The organism is Klebsiella sp. NPDC088457 (genome assembly GCF_044900465.1).
Classification (GTDB): Bacteria; Pseudomonadota; Gammaproteobacteria; order Enterobacterales; family Enterobacteriaceae; genus Klebsiella.
The window spans coordinates 38,118-52,413 of sequence record NZ_JBJDNH010000023.1; the positions used below are offsets into that span (position 1 = coordinate 38,118).

Below are 14,296 nucleotides of genomic sequence, written 5' to 3' on the forward strand. Positions count from 1 at the left end.
CAGACAATAACCAGTTAGGAAATGTTCGAAAAAACAGCAAAAAGCACGATTTAGTTCATCTTTATGTAGTGAAAGCGGTAGACGCACTTGCACTCGACGTAATCGGCAAATACTCTTAGTAAGTAAATGTTTGCCGTGGTGGCAAGGTGTTAGAACAACAGAGAATATAATGATGCAGGATTTGCGTCTGATATTAATCATTGTTGGCGCGATCGCCATAATCGCTTTACTGGTACACGGTTTCTGGACCAGCCGTAAAGAACGTTCCTCGATGTTTCGCGATCGCCCAATGAAACGTATGAAGTCTCGCGATGACGAAGAGTCTGAGAGCGATGATTTTGATGACGATGTTGAAGGCGTAGGTGAAGTTCGCGTTCACCGGGTGAACCATGCCCCCAATGGCGTAGAGCAAGAAGCACCGCGTCAGGCGCCGCAGCACCAGTATCAGCCTCCTTACGAACGTCAGGTGCAGCAGCAGCCCGTTCGCCCGGAAGAGTCGGTACGGCAGCCGCCTGTGCAGCCTCAGGTTCAACAACCTCAGGTGCAGCAGCCACCGCAGCATGTTGCGCCGCAGCAGCCTGCGCCACAACAGCAGCCTGTGCCCCCGCAGTATCAGCAGCCGTCGCAGCCACCTCAGCAGCCGGTGGTTCAGCAGCCAGCTCAGGTACAGCCACCGCAGCCCGCTGCCCCACAGCAACCTGCCTCCGCGCAGCAGCAGCCTGCGCCTGAACCGCGGGCCGCTGAACCGCAGCAGCCGGCGCCACCGCCGAAAGAGCGCAAAGAGACGGTCATTGTCATGAATGTCTCCGCGCACCAGGGTACTCAGATCAACGGTGAAGTGCTGATCAACAGCATCCAGCAGGCGGGCTTTAAATTTGGCGATATGAATATTTTCCATCGTCATCTCAGCCCGGACGGTAGCGGCCCGGTTCTGTTTAGCCTGGCGAATATGGTTAAACCGGGTACCTTCAATCCGGACGGCATGGCCGATATGACGACTCCGGGCGTTACTATCTTTATGCAGGTGCCGTCGTTTGGTGATGAGCTGCAGAACTTTAAACTGATGCTGCAATCCGCACAGTACATCGCCGATGAAGTGGGTGGCGTGGTGCTGGACGATCAGCGTCGGATGATGACTCCGCAAAAACTACGCGAATATCAAGATCGTATTCGTGAAGTGAAAGAGGCTAACGCCTGATTTATTCCCCTGGCGTTTCGTCTACCAATCCAGAACCCCCGCCTGCCGGGGGTTTTTTATCATTGATGGTGCGATATGGACCCGATCGAACAAAAACTGACTGAACTGCGAACCACGCTTCGCCATCATGAATATCTGTACCATGTTATGGATACCCCGGAAATTCCCGATGCGGAATACGATCGGTTGATGCGCGAACTGCGCGAGCTGGAAACCCAGCATCCGGAGTTGATAACCCCTGATTCGCCTACCCAACGTGTGGGGGCGGCACCGCTGGCTTCGTTTAGCCAGATCCGCCATGAAGTCCCGATGCTGTCGCTGGACAACGTCTTTGACGAAGAGAGTTTTCTTGCTTTCAATAAGCGCGTACGGGACCGGCTGAAAAGCAGCGACGACCTGACCTACTGCTGCGAGCTGAAGCTGGATGGTCTGGCGGTGAGTATTCTGTATGAAAACGGCGTGCTGGTGCAGGCGGCAACCCGCGGGGACGGCACCACCGGCGAAGATATTACTTCTAATGTCAGAACGATTCGCGCGATCCCGCTGAAGCTGCGCGGCGATAATATTCCTGCTCGCCTGGAGGTGCGCGGCGAAGTGTTCCTGCCGCAGGCCGGGTTTGAAAAAATTAATGAAGAGGCCCGCCGCAGCGGCGGCAAAGTATTTGCTAACCCGCGCAACGCGGCAGCGGGTTCCCTGCGTCAGCTCGATCCGCGGATTACGGCGAAGCGACCACTTACTTTCTTCTGCTATGGCGTTGGCACGCTGGAAGGCGGTGAACTACCGGCCAGCCATTCCGGCCGTCTGCAGCAGTTCAAGGCCTGGGGGCTGCCGGTTAGCGACCGGGTTAAGCTGTGCCATACCCCAGAGGAAGTGCTTACTTACTACCGCCGGGTTGAAGAAGAACGCCCGGATTTGGGGTTTGATATTGATGGCGTGGTGATCAAAGTCGATTCGCTGGCGCTGCAAGAGCAGCTTGGCTTTGTGGCTCGCGCCCCGCGCTGGGCGGTAGCCTTTAAGTTCCCGGCGCAGGAGCAGATGACCTTCGTGCGCGATGTGGAGTTTCAGGTTGGCCGTACCGGGGCAATCACGCCGGTGGCGCGTCTGGAACCGGTACATGTCGCGGGGGTGCTGGTCAGTAACGCCACTTTGCACAATGCCGATGAGATTGCGCGTCTGGGCCTGCGAATCGGCGATAAGGTGGTTATCCGTCGTGCGGGTGACGTTATCCCGCAGGTCGTTAACGTTGTGCTGTCCGAGCGCCCGGAGGAGACGCGGGAGATCGTGTTTCCAACCCACTGCCCGGTATGTCACTCCGATGTCGAGCGGGTAGAAGGCGAAGTGGTGACGCGCTGTACCGGCGGGCTGATTTGCGGGGCGCAGCGTAAAGAGGCGCTCAAACATTTTGTCTCCCGCCGCGCCTTAGATGTCGACGGGATGGGGGATAAAATCATCGACCAGCTGGTGGAGAAAGAGTATGTCCATACCCCGGCAGACCTGTTCCGCTTAAGCGCAGGTATGCTGACCGGCCTCGATCGCATGGGGCCTAAATCAGCGCAAAACGTGGTGAATGCGCTGGAAAAAGCCAGGCACACCACCTTTGCCCGTTTCCTGTACGCCTTAGGTATTCGCGAAGTCGGTGAAGCCACGGCGGCGGGGCTGGCGGCCTATTTCGCCACCCTCGAGGCGCTGGAGCAGGCGTCGATTGAAGAGCTGCAAAAAGTCCCGGATGTGGGCATCGTCGTCGCCACCCATGTCTTTAACTTCTTTGCCGAAGAGAGCAATCGCGATGTTATCGCTCAGCTGCGTGCCGAAGGGGTGAGCTGGCCTGCGCCGGTGGCGGTGAATGCCGAAGAGATCGACAGTCCGTTTGCCGGTAAAACCGTCGTTCTGACCGGTAGTCTCAGCCAGCTTTCACGCGATGACGCGAAGGCGCGTCTGGTGGCGCTGGGAGCGAAAGTCGCTGGCAGCGTATCGAAGAAAACGGACCTGGTGATTGCCGGTGAAGCCGCCGGCTCTAAGCTCGCTAAAGCGCAGGAGCTGGGGATTGCCGTGATCGACGAAGCCGAAATGATGCGTCTGCTGGGAGAATAAGGTGGATAACGCGCAGCTGATTGAGATTGCCAATACCGACATGCCGTTTGGCAAATACAAAGGCCGTCGCCTGATTGACCTGCCGGAAGAGTATTTGCTGTGGTTTGCCCGTAAGGATCAGTTCCCTGCCGGGCATCTTGGCGAGCTGATGGCATTAACCTTGCTGATTAAAACTGAAGGGCTGACCCAGCTGGTTCAGCCCTTGAAACAGCCGCGTTAAGCTTCCGAGGCGCGGGCTTTCTCCTGCGCCTGTACGGCTTCCGCCTGCCGTTTGTAGCGGCGCGCCAGCACGGCGCACACCATCAGCTGAATCTGATGGAATATCATCAGCGGCAGCACCATGATTCCCAGAATCGAGGTTGGAAAGAGGATGTTGGCCATCGGTATACCGTTTGCCAGGCTCTTCTTCGAGCCGCAAAAAACAATCGTAATCTCATCCGCTTTGTTAAAGCCGCATCTACGCGCGACGAACACGTTGATCGCGATGACGATAGCCAGCAGCACCAGGCTGACGACCACGATGAACAGCAGTGAACCCAGGCCTACTTTATGCCAGATGCCGTTAACAACCGCTTCGCTAAATGCGGAGTAGACCACCAGCAGAATCGAGGTCTGGTCGGTTTTTGAGATCCACTTTTTATGTCGGGCAACCCATTCGCCAATCCACGGGCGAGACAGGTGGCCGAGCACAAACGGCAGCAGAAGTTGCAGCATAATCTTACCGACCTGTTCCAGACTGCCGCCCGCGCCGTGCAGATTCATCAGCAGCCCCACCAGCAGCGGCGAAACAAATATTCCCAGCAGGCTGGAGGCCGATGCCGAACAGACCGCCGCCGCGACGTTGCCCCCCGCCAGCGAGGTAAAGGCAATGGCCGACTGAACGGTCGCAGGCAGGATGCACAGATAGATAAACCCGGTATACAGCGCAGGGTCGACATTAATCGGCGCCCACCAGGCAAACAGCACGCCTAAAACCGGGAACACCACAAACGTGCTGCACATGACCCACAGGTGTAAACGCCAGTGGCTGCCGCCGGCGACGATGGCCTCGCGGGAGAGTTTTGCCCCGTGCATAAAAAACAGCAGCGCAATGGCGGCGGTGGTTAAATGCTCAAAGAAGGGGACAAAACCGCCGCGGGCCGGAAAGAAAGAGGCCAGCAGAACGACGGTAACCAGAGTGAGGGTAAAGGGATCAAGAATGCGGAAAAGTTTCATAGATGCTCCTGAAAATCGATGTGGCTATTGTGCTTTTTCTATTTTGAGAAATAAAATTGATTTATTGCATCTATTCATGAATAAAAAAGATGAATTACTCGCTACGTCAGTTAAAAGTTTTCGTCACCGTCGCCAGAGCAAAAAGCTTCAGCCGGGCGGGAGAGATTATCGGTCTCAGCCAGTCGGCGGTCAGCCACAGCGTAAAAGAGCTGGAGCATCAAACCGGCGTACGGTTGCTCGATCGTACCACCCGGGAAGTGCTGCTGACGGAGGCGGGACAGCAGCTGGCCGGCCGGCTTGAACGGCTGCTGGATGAATTAAATAGCACGCTGCGCGACGCCGGGCGGGTCGGGCAGCAGCTGATGGGGAGCGTACGGGTGGCCGCCAGCCAGACCATTTCCGCGCATCTGATTCCCCAGTGTATTGCGCACAGCAATCGACGCTATCCGCAGATCGATTTTGTGCTGCACGATCGCCCCCAGCAGTGGGTGCTGGAAAGTATTCGTCAGGGGGAGGTCGATTTCGGCATCGTTATCGATCCGGGCGTAACGACGGATCTGCAATGTGAAACGGTACTGGCGGAACCTTTTTTACTGCTCTGCCGCCGCGATCACCCTTTTGCGCAAAAGGCATCGGTGGGCTGGCAGGATCTCCAGCATCAGCGCCTGGTATTACAGGATTATGCATCCGGTAGCCGGCCGCTGATTGATGCGGCGCTACAGCAGTTTGCGATTGAAGCCAATATTGTGCAGGAGATTGGCCATCCGGCGACGTTGTTTCCGATGGTGGAATCCGGGATTGGGATTAGCGTTTTACCGGCGCTGGCACTGCCTTTGCCGCAGGGCAGCCAGCTGCAGGTGAAGCGGCTAACCCCGGTGGTGGAGCGTCAGCTGATGCTGGCGCGACGCAAAAACCGTTCGTTATCAACCGCCGCGCAGGCAATTTGGGAACTGGTACGTGAAGAAGGGGATAATCTGACGTCAGCCAGAGCTCAGGATCCGTTGTATCAGCGTTGACAGCCGGAAACCGGACCTGCGCAAGATCGGGCTCGGTATCCGAAAACGACAAAAGCGCCGTAAGGCGCTTTTGTCTAAATTTGGTGGGGCGTGCAGGATGACCCGGCTTCGCCTCGCCCTACGGGCCGTCGCCGCAAGCGGCTCCGTTGTCTCACTACGTTCGACCCGAACCTGTCGCAGGTGCGAATTTATATCCCGCAGATAGCAAAAAAGCGCCTTTAGGGCGCTTTTTTACATTGGTGGGTCGTGCAGGATTCGAACCTGCGACCAATTGATTAAAAGTCAACTGCTCTACCAACTGAGCTAACGACCCGAAGTGGTGGGTGATGACGGGATCGAACCGCCGACCCCCTCCTTGTAAGGGAGGTGCTCTCCCAGCTGAGCTAATCACCCACTTCGGTACTTCACATTTTAACAAGAAATCCAGCTGGCGAGAAAGTGGTGGGTGATGACGGGATCGAACCGCCGACCCCCTCCTTGTAAGGGAGGTGCTCTCCCAGCTGAGCTAATCACCCACTTCTCAATTTCTTGCTACACGGCGGAGACTACCTAAGTAGTGGTGGGTGATGACGGGTTCGAACCGCCGACCCCCTCCTTGTAAGGGAGGTGCTCTCCCAGCTGAGCTAATCACCCCCGCTGTGTGGAGTCGCATTATAGGGAGAGTTGAAAATGAGTCAACGCCTTTTCTAAATAATTTGTTCGTTCGTCGTAAAATTAAACAAAACGATCGCCAAAGCAGTCGTGAAGCATGATTTATAAACAAAAATGGCAAAGCGTAACGTTCAGACCTGAACAACATTGAGGAATCAGCCCACGGTGTTAGAATATTCACCCATAAATACCCACGGACTCTGCCGGTTGTCGGCATCTTTATTAAACGTAAGGCCATTTCATGAAAATCAAAACTCGCTTCGCGCCCAGCCCGACAGGCTATCTGCACGTTGGCGGTGCGCGTACTGCTCTCTATTCCTGGCTTTTTGCTCGTCACAACGGCGGTGAGTTTGTACTGCGTATTGAAGACACCGATCTCGAACGCTCCACCCCGGAAGCAATTGAAGCCATCATGGATGGGATGAACTGGCTGAATCTGGAATGGGACGAAGGTCCGTATTTCCAGACCAAACGTTTTGACCGCTATAACGCGGTTATTGATGAAATGCTGGAAGCAGGCACGGCTTATAAGTGCTATTGCTCTAAAGAACGTCTGGACGCGCTGCGCGAAGAGCAGATGGCTAAGGGCGAAAAACCGCGTTACGACGGACGCTGCCGTCACGGTCACGAACATCACGCCGATAATGCGCCGTGCGTCGTTCGTTTTGCTAACCCGCAGGAAGGTTCGGTCATTTTTGACGACCAGATCCGTGGGCCGATTGAATTTAGTAACCAGGAACTGGACGATCTGATTATTCGCCGTACCGATGGTTCCCCGACCTACAACTTCTGTGTCGTGGTGGACGACTGGGACATGGAGATCACCCATGTGATCCGCGGTGAAGACCATATCAACAATACTCCGCGTCAGATCAACATCCTGAAGGCGCTGAACGCGCCGGTACCGGTGTATGCGCACGTCTCGATGATTAATGGCGATGACGGTAAAAAACTGTCCAAACGCCACGGCGCCGTGAGCGTGATGCAATATCGCGACGATGGCTATCTGCCAGAAGCGCTGCTGAACTACCTGGTGCGTCTGGGCTGGTCCAGCGGCGACCAGGAGATCTTCAGCCGTGAAGAGATGATTAAGCTCTTCTCCCTCGGCGCGGTGAGCAAATCTGCCAGTGCGTTCAATACCGATAAACTGCTGTGGCTGAACCACCACTACATTAACTCGATGGCGCCGGAGTACGTGGCGACCTATCTGCAGTGGCACATTGAGCAGGAAAATATCGATACCCGCAACGGTCCGCAGCTGGCTGAGCTGGTGACGCTGCTGGGCGAACGTTGCAAGACGCTGAAAGAGATGGCGGCAAGCTGCCGTTACTTCTATGAAGAGTTCGACGAGTTTGATGCCGACGCAGCGAAGAAACATCTGCGCCAGGTCGCTCGTCAGCCTCTGGAAGTCGTACGTGACAAACTCGCCGCCATCAGCGACTGGACGGCGGAAAATGTCCACCACGCGATCCAGGCGACGGCGGATGAGCTGGAAGTCGGGATGGGTAAAGTTGGGATGCCGCTGCGCGTTGCGGTCACAGGGGCAGGTCAGTCTCCGGCTCTTGATGTGACGGTGCATGCGATTGGCAAAACCCGTAGCGTAGAACGTATCAACAAAGCGCTGGCATTTATTGCTGAACGCGAAAGTCAGCAGTCCTGATTGCAGGCTTAAAAAAACGGCAGGGTCATCCTGCCGTTTTTTATCGCTTATTTCTGGCTGGCGATGCCCAGCCGGGACAAAAATCCACTGATCCCTTCACGGGCGAGAAGATCCCGCAGGTGCTGCTGTTCTTCCGCCGTCATCAGATGCAGCGTCTCGGCAATTTGCCGCCAGATCGCCCCGGCATCGTTAACAAAATAGTTACCGGACGGTTCCGCCAGCTGCGATTCGGTGAGCAGATGACGCAGCGCCGGGATGTTGGCCAGAAAATCGAGCACCGGCTTATCGATAACGATGAGACGCGCGCGGCCGCCTTTAACGCCGGGAATGGTCTCGGTGCGCCATTTTTGTTCTCTGGCCCAGCGGTTAATGGTTTGTCTGGCAAGACCAAGACACTCCGCCAGCTCGGCCGGGGTCATTTTATCTTTTAATTTCATCATTATGTTACTGGTCACGAATATCCAGACGCTGGAGTAACCCGGTAATGCCTTCGCGCAGCAGTAGCGACATAAGCTGTTTTTGTTCGCCGGGGGTCAGCTCTTTAGTGAGCGTCAGAAGTAAAGGTTCGAGGTCGTTTTCTGCTGCGGAATAAGAAGACGCGGGTTCCGCCACGCGCTGCGCGCTGCGAATAAATTCTTTGACCTGCTCATTAACGTGCACGAGGCGTGCCTTACCGCCTTGCACGCCGGGCCGAGGTGATGTCTGCCATCCCTCTTTACGTACCCATTTATTGATCGTCTGCCGACTGAAGCCGGTAAGGTGCGCGATTTCTTCAGGTGTCATTCGTTCCTTGAGCATCCTATTTCCTGAGTAAACATGTGGGAATTAGTTGTCCATGTTATAGCATCCTTTTACAGGAAAGGGTGACATGTTTAACGTCTCCCTGCGATAAGGCTCGCAATGTCAGCGAGTTGCCTGCTTTTTCAGCGATCAAATAGCGCGGAGGCATTTTGCCGTTGACACCTGACGAAGGAATTCATATTATGCCGCCCGTCAACACGACACGTTTTACGGTTAGGGGCTATAGCTCAGCTGGGAGAGCGCTTGCATGGCATGCAAGAGGTCAGCGGTTCGATCCCGCTTAGCTCCACCAAATCCTGCTCCCATCAGGTTTGGTTCGTAACAACGTTCTGTGGGGCTATAGCTCAGCTGGGAGAGCGCTTGCATGGCATGCAAGAGGTCAGCGGTTCGATCCCGCTTAGCTCCACCAAATTCAGACCCTCGCTTCGGCGGGGGTTTTTTGTTTTCTTCGCTTGCCAATGTAAAGCACTTTCTGTTTAAGTCAGAAACCGTTCCGCGATTAGAATTAAATGTAATTTCAGATTCTTCCTCGAGTTATTTCCTTGCCTGCCATAATTAACCCCCTTAGTATTTCCCCATATAAGATCTTATTTCCGGCGCTGGAGTTTTGATTAACAATAATGATTGGTAAATTTAACATTAATATCAGAAAGACTTTACTGGCGCTGATAGTTTGTTTAATCACTATCCCTTTGGCACGGTATATTTCACCGCAGGCAATTATTGATGGAAATCAAGTTTTCCTCGCCTGGTTGCCATTAAGCATGATGTACGCGGTGATTTTTATTTTTGGGCGAAATGCAGTTGCCCCATTGATTATCGCATTTGCCATTACCAACCACCTGATTCTCTCCCTGACGCCAGTACAGGCCGCGCTCCTGTTATTCTGTCAGTTATTCTCGGTACTGGTATCCTGTGCACTGGTCAGAATGCTGATCGGGGCGCGATGGCGCAACGGGCTCACGGCAAAATATATGGGGACAAGAATTTTCTGGGGCGGTTTTTTTACCCCCGTGTTAATGAAGCTGACGATGTATCTGGTCGGCGTATTTTTCTCATTTCCTCTGGCTATCTCCAGCTACTTCAAGGGGATGTCGGCTGTTTATATCATTATTGATATTCAAAGTCTGATTGGTGCTGCATTAATATTCACTACCTTCTTTTATTATCCAGTACGGATGATTATCAGTCCGCGTTATGCAAAAGTTTTCTGGCGACGTCATTGTCAACCATGGCTCACTGGTGAGCATCGGGTATTTACGCGATATTGGTTTATGGCCCTCGCCGCCATATTACTGGTACTCTGTATGCCTTATGATTCTGATTTTATTGCGGGCTATTTAGTTCCCCTTGTTTTTATTCTGTACTTTATTGGTATTAGCCGTCTGGGACATGTACTCATTCGCATCTCGTGGTCTTTTTCGGCATTTTTGCTCGTTGCCTGTAATCAAAATTTCCTCCATGGCGTACGGACCGAATACTCACTATCATTTGTCCTTTCCGTGCTGATCTCATTTACCATCTGTCTGTTTTATATGGTCGATATGTATGGTCAGAATGAAAGAACCAAACTCCGCTGGCGGGATCGGGCTCAGGAAGATCCTCTCACCGGTTTACCCAATCTCCGGGCGCTGGAGTGCTATTTACGCCGTAACCCCGATGTCACGGTCAGTAGTCTACGGATCGTCAATCTGGACTTCCTTAGTCGTCATTACGGTATGATGATGCGGGTGCATTGCAAACGGCAAATTGCCAGCAAAATACACCCGCTGTTGGGCGCGGACGATAAGCTCTTTCAACTGCCCGGCAGCGAATTATTGCTGGTTTTAGGCGGCCCCGAACCCGCCGCGCGGCTGGGGCATCTCGTCGCCATGCTTAATCACACCCGGTTTAGCTGGCACAACCAGACGCTGGACCTGGAGTTTGGCGCCGCGTGGGAAAGATACCGCGGCGTGGAGGAGGGGCTGCACCCCATGCTGGGCCAACTGAGCTGGCTGTCGGAGCAGGCGGGCGCCGATCGCCAGGTGCTGGCGCTGGATGCGGCGCAGGAACAGGTCTGCGACCAAACCAGCGAGCAGGTCAGGCTCCTGACTCAGGTCAAGCAGGCGCTTAAGGAACGTGGTCTGGTGCTGTATGCCCAGCCGATACAAAACCCGGCGGGGGAGGGGTATTACGAAATCCTGACCCGTATGCGCTGCGATGGCTCAATCATGACCCCGGACCAGTTTATTCCGCTGATTGCGCAGTTCAATCTGAGCCAGCGTTTCGATATGCTGGTTCTGGAGACGCTATTCAGCACACTCCATCAGCATCCCGGGCAGCACTTCGCGGTGAATTTACTGCCTTATACCCTGATGCAAAAAGATAGCGCCGCGCAGATTATCGCCCTGTTTAAACGCTATCAGCTTTCTCCGGCAGCGATAACGGTCGAAATTACCGAAGAGCAGGCGTTCAGCGATGTCGGCGACAGTATGCATAACATTCATCAGCTGCGGGATTTTGGCTGCGCTATCGCCATTGATGATTTTGGTACCGGTTATGCGAACTACGAGCGGCTGAAGCACCTGCAGGCTGATATCGTCAAGATTGACGGCTGCTTTGTGCGTGACCTCGGGCGCGAGCCGCTGGATGCGATCATGATTAAATCGATAATTGAGATGGCGAAGGTGAAAAACCTGAAGGTGGTGGCGGAGTATGTCGAGACACAAGCGCAGCGAGAGCTACTTCTGGCATTAGGTGTCGACTATTTACAGGGATACTTAATTGGCAAACCGCGGCCGCTTAGCGAACTCCGGGCGTAAAAAAACCGGGTCAAGCCCGGCTTTTTTACAACATGGGAGGCTTACAGTACCAGTGCGGCGATAGACGCAGAAAGCACGCTCACCAGCGTTGAACCGTAAACCAGCTTCAGACCAAAGCGGGAAACCACGTTACCCTGTTCTTCGTTCAGGCCCTTAATCGCCCCGGCAATAATCCCGATGGAGGAGAAGTTGGCGAAGGAGACCAGGAAGATAGAGATGATGCCTTCAGCGCGCGGAGAGAGCGTGCTGGCAATTTTCTGCAGATCCATCATCGCCACGAATTCGTTAGACACCAGTTTGGTGGCCATGATACTGCCCACCTGCAGCGCTTCACCTGCCGGAACCCCCATCACCCAGGCAACCGGGTAGAAGATGTAGCCAAGGATGCCCTGGAAGGAGATGCTATGGCCGAACCAGCCGGTGACGGTGGCGAACAGGGCGTTCAGCGCGGAAATCAACGCGATGAAACCGATCAGCATGGCCGCAACGATAATCGCCACTTTAAAGCCTGCCAGAATGTATTCACCCAGCATTTCAAAGAAGCTCTGACCTTCGTGCAGGTTGGACATCTGCAGATTTTCTTCGCTCTCATTCACGCGATACGGGTTAATCAGCGACAGCACGATAAAGGTGCTGAACATGTTAAGAACCAGCGCGGCAACGACATATTTTGGCTGCAGCATGGTCATGTACGCGCCCACGATTGACATGGAGACGGTCGACATAGCGGTCGCCGCCATGGTGTACATGCGGTTGCGCGACATTTTGCCCAGAATATCTTTATAGGCGATAAAGTTTTCCGACTGGCCGAGAATCAGCGAGCTGACGGCGTTGAAGGATTCCAGTTTGCCCATGCCGTTCACTTTTGACAGCACGGTACCAATCGCGCGAATGACGATGGGCAGGATACGGATATGCTGCAAAATCCCGATCAGCGCAGAGATGAAGACGATAGGACACAGCACCTTCAGGAAGAAGAAGGCTAGGCCTTTGTCATTCATATTGCCGAAGACGAAGTTTGTCCCTTCGTTGGCAAAACCGAGCAGTTTTTCGAACATCTCGGAGAAGCCTTTCACAAAGCCCAGGCCGATATCGGAGTTCAGGAAGAACCACGCCAGTAATACTTCAATGACAAGTAATTGAATAACATAACGAATGCGAATTTGCTTACGGTTATGGCTGACCAGAAGGGCCAGTATAGCCACCACTACGATCGCGAGGATAAAATGCAAGACGCGGTCCATATTTGCTCCAAATATGAGGCAGGTTAAATTTCTTTGCACATTCTATGTAACAAGAACAAAGAAAACGAGATCAAATCCACACTATTACAAGGAACTGTGACCAATCACCAAAATAGTGATCGAACATACATTTTTGTTATGTTGCGTAAAGGTTTTAAAAGTTGCTGAGTTTGTACTAATCTGTGACCAGGCGAGATGCAATTTCATCAATGCCACTTTTTCGTTGTTAGCCGCTGGTGTTCCCTCCTATCACAGCAATAATGATCATCTTTCTCAATGAACTTGATAATCATTCGCATTTTGATAGCATGAAACATAGCAAAGGCTATATTTCAGAGGCAGAAAATGACAAGCAGTCGCGTTGAGAATAGCAGCGGTCGCGCAGCGCGCAAGATGAAGCTCGCATTGATGGGGCCTGCCTTCATTGCTGCCATTGGTTATATCGATCCGGGCAACTTTGCCACCAATATCCAGGCCGGGGCCAGCTTTGGCTACCAGCTGCTATGGGTAGTCGTGTGGGCAAACCTGATGGCGATGCTGATTCAGGTGCTATCTGCGAAGCTTGGGATCGCCACGGGTAAAAATCTCGCGGAGCAGATCCGCGATCACTACCCGCGCCCGGTGGTGTGGTTCTACTGGGTCCAGGCGGAAATTATCGCCATGGCGACCGACCTTGCTGAGTTTATTGGCGCCGCCATTGGCTTTAAGCTGATCCTTGGCGTCTCTTTACTGCAGGGGGCCGTATTGACGGGGGTTGCCACTTTCCTGATTTTGATGCTTCAGCGCCGCGGGCAAAAGCCGCTGGAGAAAGTGATTGGCGGACTGCTGCTGTTCGTCGCAGTCGCCTATATCGTTGAGCTTATTTTCTCGCAACCGGCGCTGGCGCCGCTGGCAAAAGGGATGATCGTCCCGAGTCTGCCGAACGGCGAAGCGGTGTTTCTTGCCGCCGGGGTGCTGGGCGCAACCATCATGCCGCACGTTATCTATTTACACTCTTCGTTAACCCAGAATCTGCATGGCGGTACGCGTAAAGAGCGTTATCACGCGACCCGCTGGGACGTCGCGATTGCCATGACCATCGCCGGCTTCGTTAACCTCGCCATGATGGCGACCGCTGCCGCCGCCTTTCACTTTAACGGCCACACGGGCATTGCCGATCTGGATCAAGCGTATTTGACCCTGGAACCGCTGTTAAGTCATGCGGCGGCGACGATATTTGGTCTGAGCCTGGTGGCCGCCGGTCTGTCGTCAACGGTGGTGGGGACGCTGGCCGGCCAGGTGGTTATGCAGGGTTTTATCCGCTTCCATATTCCGCTGTGGTTTCGTCGTCTGGTTACCATGCTGCCGTCGTTTATCGTTATTATGATGGGGCTGGAGCCGACCCGTATTTTGGTGATGAGTCAGGTATTGTTGAGCTTTGGTATCGCCCTGGCGCTGGTACCGCTGTTGATTTTCACCAGTAATTCCCAACTGATGGGCGAACTGGTGAATACGCCGTGGATTAGACGTACGGGGTGGGGGATTGTGGCGATTGTGGTGCTGCTCAACGGCTGGCTACTGGTCGGTACGGTGTCGGGACTGTAATTCGTTCGGCCAATCAAGCGGGGAGCCCTGGGGCT

The 14,296-nt window shown here is 54.0% G+C and carries 11 protein-coding genes, 6 tRNA genes and 1 other RNA gene; 9 read left to right on the plus strand and 9 right to left on the minus strand.

Going from position 1 to position 14,296, the window contains the following annotated elements; all coding sequences use genetic code 11:
• Positions 1-169: 169 nt before the first annotated feature.
• From zipA to ACI2JR_RS15920, 3 genes are all read left to right on the plus strand, one after another.
• Positions 170-1,198 carry a cell division protein ZipA gene (zipA, locus tag ACI2JR_RS15910; protein ID WP_462478958.1) on the plus strand — a complete coding sequence of 343 codons (1,029 nt, stop codon included), beginning with the start codon at positions 170-172 and terminating at the stop codon, positions 1,196-1,198.
• A 75-nt stretch (positions 1,199-1,273) separates the two neighbouring features.
• Entirely contained in the window at positions 1,274-3,289 is a 2,016-nt protein-coding gene (ligA, locus tag ACI2JR_RS15915) for an NAD-dependent DNA ligase LigA (protein ID WP_462478959.1), read from the plus strand.
• A 1-nt stretch (position 3,290) separates the two neighbouring features.
• On the plus strand, positions 3,291-3,509 hold the full coding sequence (locus ACI2JR_RS15920) for a DUF3820 family protein (protein WP_462478960.1): 219 nt from the start codon (positions 3,291-3,293) through the stop codon (positions 3,507-3,509).
• Here the strand turns inward: ACI2JR_RS15920 and ACI2JR_RS15925 are convergent.
• Positions 3,506-4,504, minus strand: coding sequence for a bile acid:sodium symporter family protein (locus tag ACI2JR_RS15925; protein ID WP_132725885.1), 999 nt, complete (start codon positions 4,502-4,504; stop codon positions 3,506-3,508). The two genes, ACI2JR_RS15920 and ACI2JR_RS15925, sit on opposite strands and share 4 nt — an antisense overlap.
• 89 nt (positions 4,505-4,593) lie before the next feature.
• Between ACI2JR_RS15925 and ACI2JR_RS15930 the strand changes: the two genes are divergently transcribed.
• Positions 4,594-5,520, plus strand: a complete 927-nt coding sequence (locus ACI2JR_RS15930; RefSeq protein ID WP_132725883.1) for a LysR family transcriptional regulator — start codon at positions 4,594-4,596, stop codon at positions 5,518-5,520.
• Positions 5,521-5,601: 81 nt separating this feature from the next.
• Here ACI2JR_RS15930 and ACI2JR_RS15935 read toward each other — a convergent pair.
• The 5 genes from ACI2JR_RS15935 to ACI2JR_RS15955 all read right to left on the minus strand — a co-directional run bounded on the left by ACI2JR_RS15935 (position 5,602) and on the right by ACI2JR_RS15955 (position 6,153).
• A non-coding RNA gene (locus ACI2JR_RS15935) (RtT sRNA) lies at positions 5,602-5,735 on the minus strand.
• A 22-nt stretch (positions 5,736-5,757) separates the two neighbouring features.
• Positions 5,758-5,833: transfer RNA gene (locus ACI2JR_RS15940), tRNA-Lys, on the minus strand.
• A 4-nt stretch (positions 5,834-5,837) separates the two neighbouring features.
• Positions 5,838-5,913: transfer RNA gene (locus tag ACI2JR_RS15945), tRNA-Val, on the minus strand.
• A gap of 46 nt (positions 5,914-5,959) precedes the next feature.
• A tRNA-Val gene (locus ACI2JR_RS15950) sits at positions 5,960-6,035 on the minus strand.
• A gap of 42 nt (positions 6,036-6,077) precedes the next feature.
• A tRNA-Val gene (locus ACI2JR_RS15955) sits at positions 6,078-6,153 on the minus strand.
• 259 nt (positions 6,154-6,412) lie between these two features.
• Between ACI2JR_RS15955 and gltX the strand changes: the two genes are divergently transcribed.
• Positions 6,413-7,831, plus strand: a complete 1,419-nt coding sequence (gltX, locus tag ACI2JR_RS15960; RefSeq protein ID WP_462478961.1) for a glutamate--tRNA ligase — start codon at positions 6,413-6,415, stop codon at positions 7,829-7,831.
• Positions 7,832-7,878: 47 nt separating this feature from the next.
• Here gltX and ACI2JR_RS15965 read toward each other — a convergent pair whose 3' ends face one another.
• Together ACI2JR_RS15965 and ACI2JR_RS15970 are read right to left on the minus strand one after the other, a co-directional pair.
• A complete protein-coding gene (locus tag ACI2JR_RS15965) occupies positions 7,879-8,271 on the minus strand; it encodes a YfeC-like transcriptional regulator (RefSeq protein WP_132725877.1) in 393 nt (130 codons plus the stop codon).
• Positions 8,272-8,275: 4 nt separating this feature from the next.
• Positions 8,276-8,629 carry a YfeC-like transcriptional regulator gene (locus ACI2JR_RS15970; protein WP_132725875.1) on the minus strand — a complete coding sequence of 118 codons (354 nt, stop codon included), beginning with the start codon at positions 8,627-8,629 and terminating at the stop codon, positions 8,276-8,278.
• Between the two features lie 219 nt (positions 8,630-8,848).
• On the opposite strand from ACI2JR_RS15970, the gene ACI2JR_RS15975 reads away from it, so the two are divergent.
• The 3 genes from ACI2JR_RS15975 (at position 8,849) to ACI2JR_RS15985 (ending at position 11,433) form a co-directional block, all read left to right on the plus strand.
• A tRNA-Ala gene (locus tag ACI2JR_RS15975) sits at positions 8,849-8,924 on the plus strand.
• Between the two features lie 41 nt (positions 8,925-8,965).
• A tRNA-Ala gene (locus ACI2JR_RS15980) sits at positions 8,966-9,041 on the plus strand.
• Between the two features lie 211 nt (positions 9,042-9,252).
• Positions 9,253-11,433, plus strand: coding sequence for an EAL domain-containing protein (locus tag ACI2JR_RS15985; protein WP_462478962.1), 2,181 nt, complete (start codon positions 9,253-9,255; stop codon positions 11,431-11,433).
• A 41-nt stretch (positions 11,434-11,474) separates the two neighbouring features.
• Here ACI2JR_RS15985 and ACI2JR_RS15990 read toward each other — a convergent pair whose 3' ends face one another.
• On the minus strand, positions 11,475-12,677 hold the full coding sequence (locus ACI2JR_RS15990) for a NupC/NupG family nucleoside CNT transporter (protein WP_462478963.1): 1,203 nt from the start codon (positions 12,675-12,677) through the stop codon (positions 11,475-11,477).
• Between the two features lie 345 nt (positions 12,678-13,022).
• Between ACI2JR_RS15990 and ACI2JR_RS15995 the strand changes: the two genes are divergently transcribed.
• Positions 13,023-14,261 carry an Nramp family divalent metal transporter gene (locus ACI2JR_RS15995; RefSeq protein WP_462478964.1) on the plus strand — a complete coding sequence of 413 codons (1,239 nt, stop codon included), beginning with the start codon at positions 13,023-13,025 and terminating at the stop codon, positions 14,259-14,261.
• The last annotated feature ends 35 nt before the right edge of the window (positions 14,262-14,296 follow it).

Excerpts from the sequence above, each read along its gene's own strand:
- gltX (WP_462478961.1), top strand. The coding sequence starts at position 6,413 with ATGAAAATCAAAACTCGCTTCGCGCCCAGCCCGACAGGCTATCTGCAC.
- ACI2JR_RS15985 (WP_462478962.1), top strand. The coding sequence starts at position 9,253 with ATGATTGGTAAATTTAACATTAATATCAGAAAGACTTTACTGGCGCTG.
- ACI2JR_RS15990 (WP_462478963.1), bottom strand. The coding sequence starts at position 12,677 with ATGGACCGCGTCTTGCATTTTATCCTCGCGATCGTAGTGGTGGCTATA.
- zipA (WP_462478958.1), top strand. The coding sequence starts at position 170 with ATGATGCAGGATTTGCGTCTGATATTAATCATTGTTGGCGCGATCGCC.
- ligA (WP_462478959.1), top strand. The coding sequence starts at position 1,274 with ATGGACCCGATCGAACAAAAACTGACTGAACTGCGAACCACGCTTCGC.
- ACI2JR_RS15965 (WP_132725877.1), bottom strand. The coding sequence starts at position 8,271 with ATGATGAAATTAAAAGATAAAATGACCCCGGCCGAGCTGGCGGAGTGT.
- ACI2JR_RS15970 (WP_132725875.1), bottom strand. The coding sequence starts at position 8,629 with ATGCTCAAGGAACGAATGACACCTGAAGAAATCGCGCACCTTACCGGC.
- ACI2JR_RS15930 (WP_132725883.1), top strand. The coding sequence starts at position 4,594 with ATGAATTACTCGCTACGTCAGTTAAAAGTTTTCGTCACCGTCGCCAGA.
- ACI2JR_RS15925 (WP_132725885.1), bottom strand. The coding sequence starts at position 4,504 with ATGAAACTTTTCCGCATTCTTGATCCCTTTACCCTCACTCTGGTTACC.
- ACI2JR_RS15995 (WP_462478964.1), top strand. The coding sequence starts at position 13,023 with ATGACAAGCAGTCGCGTTGAGAATAGCAGCGGTCGCGCAGCGCGCAAG.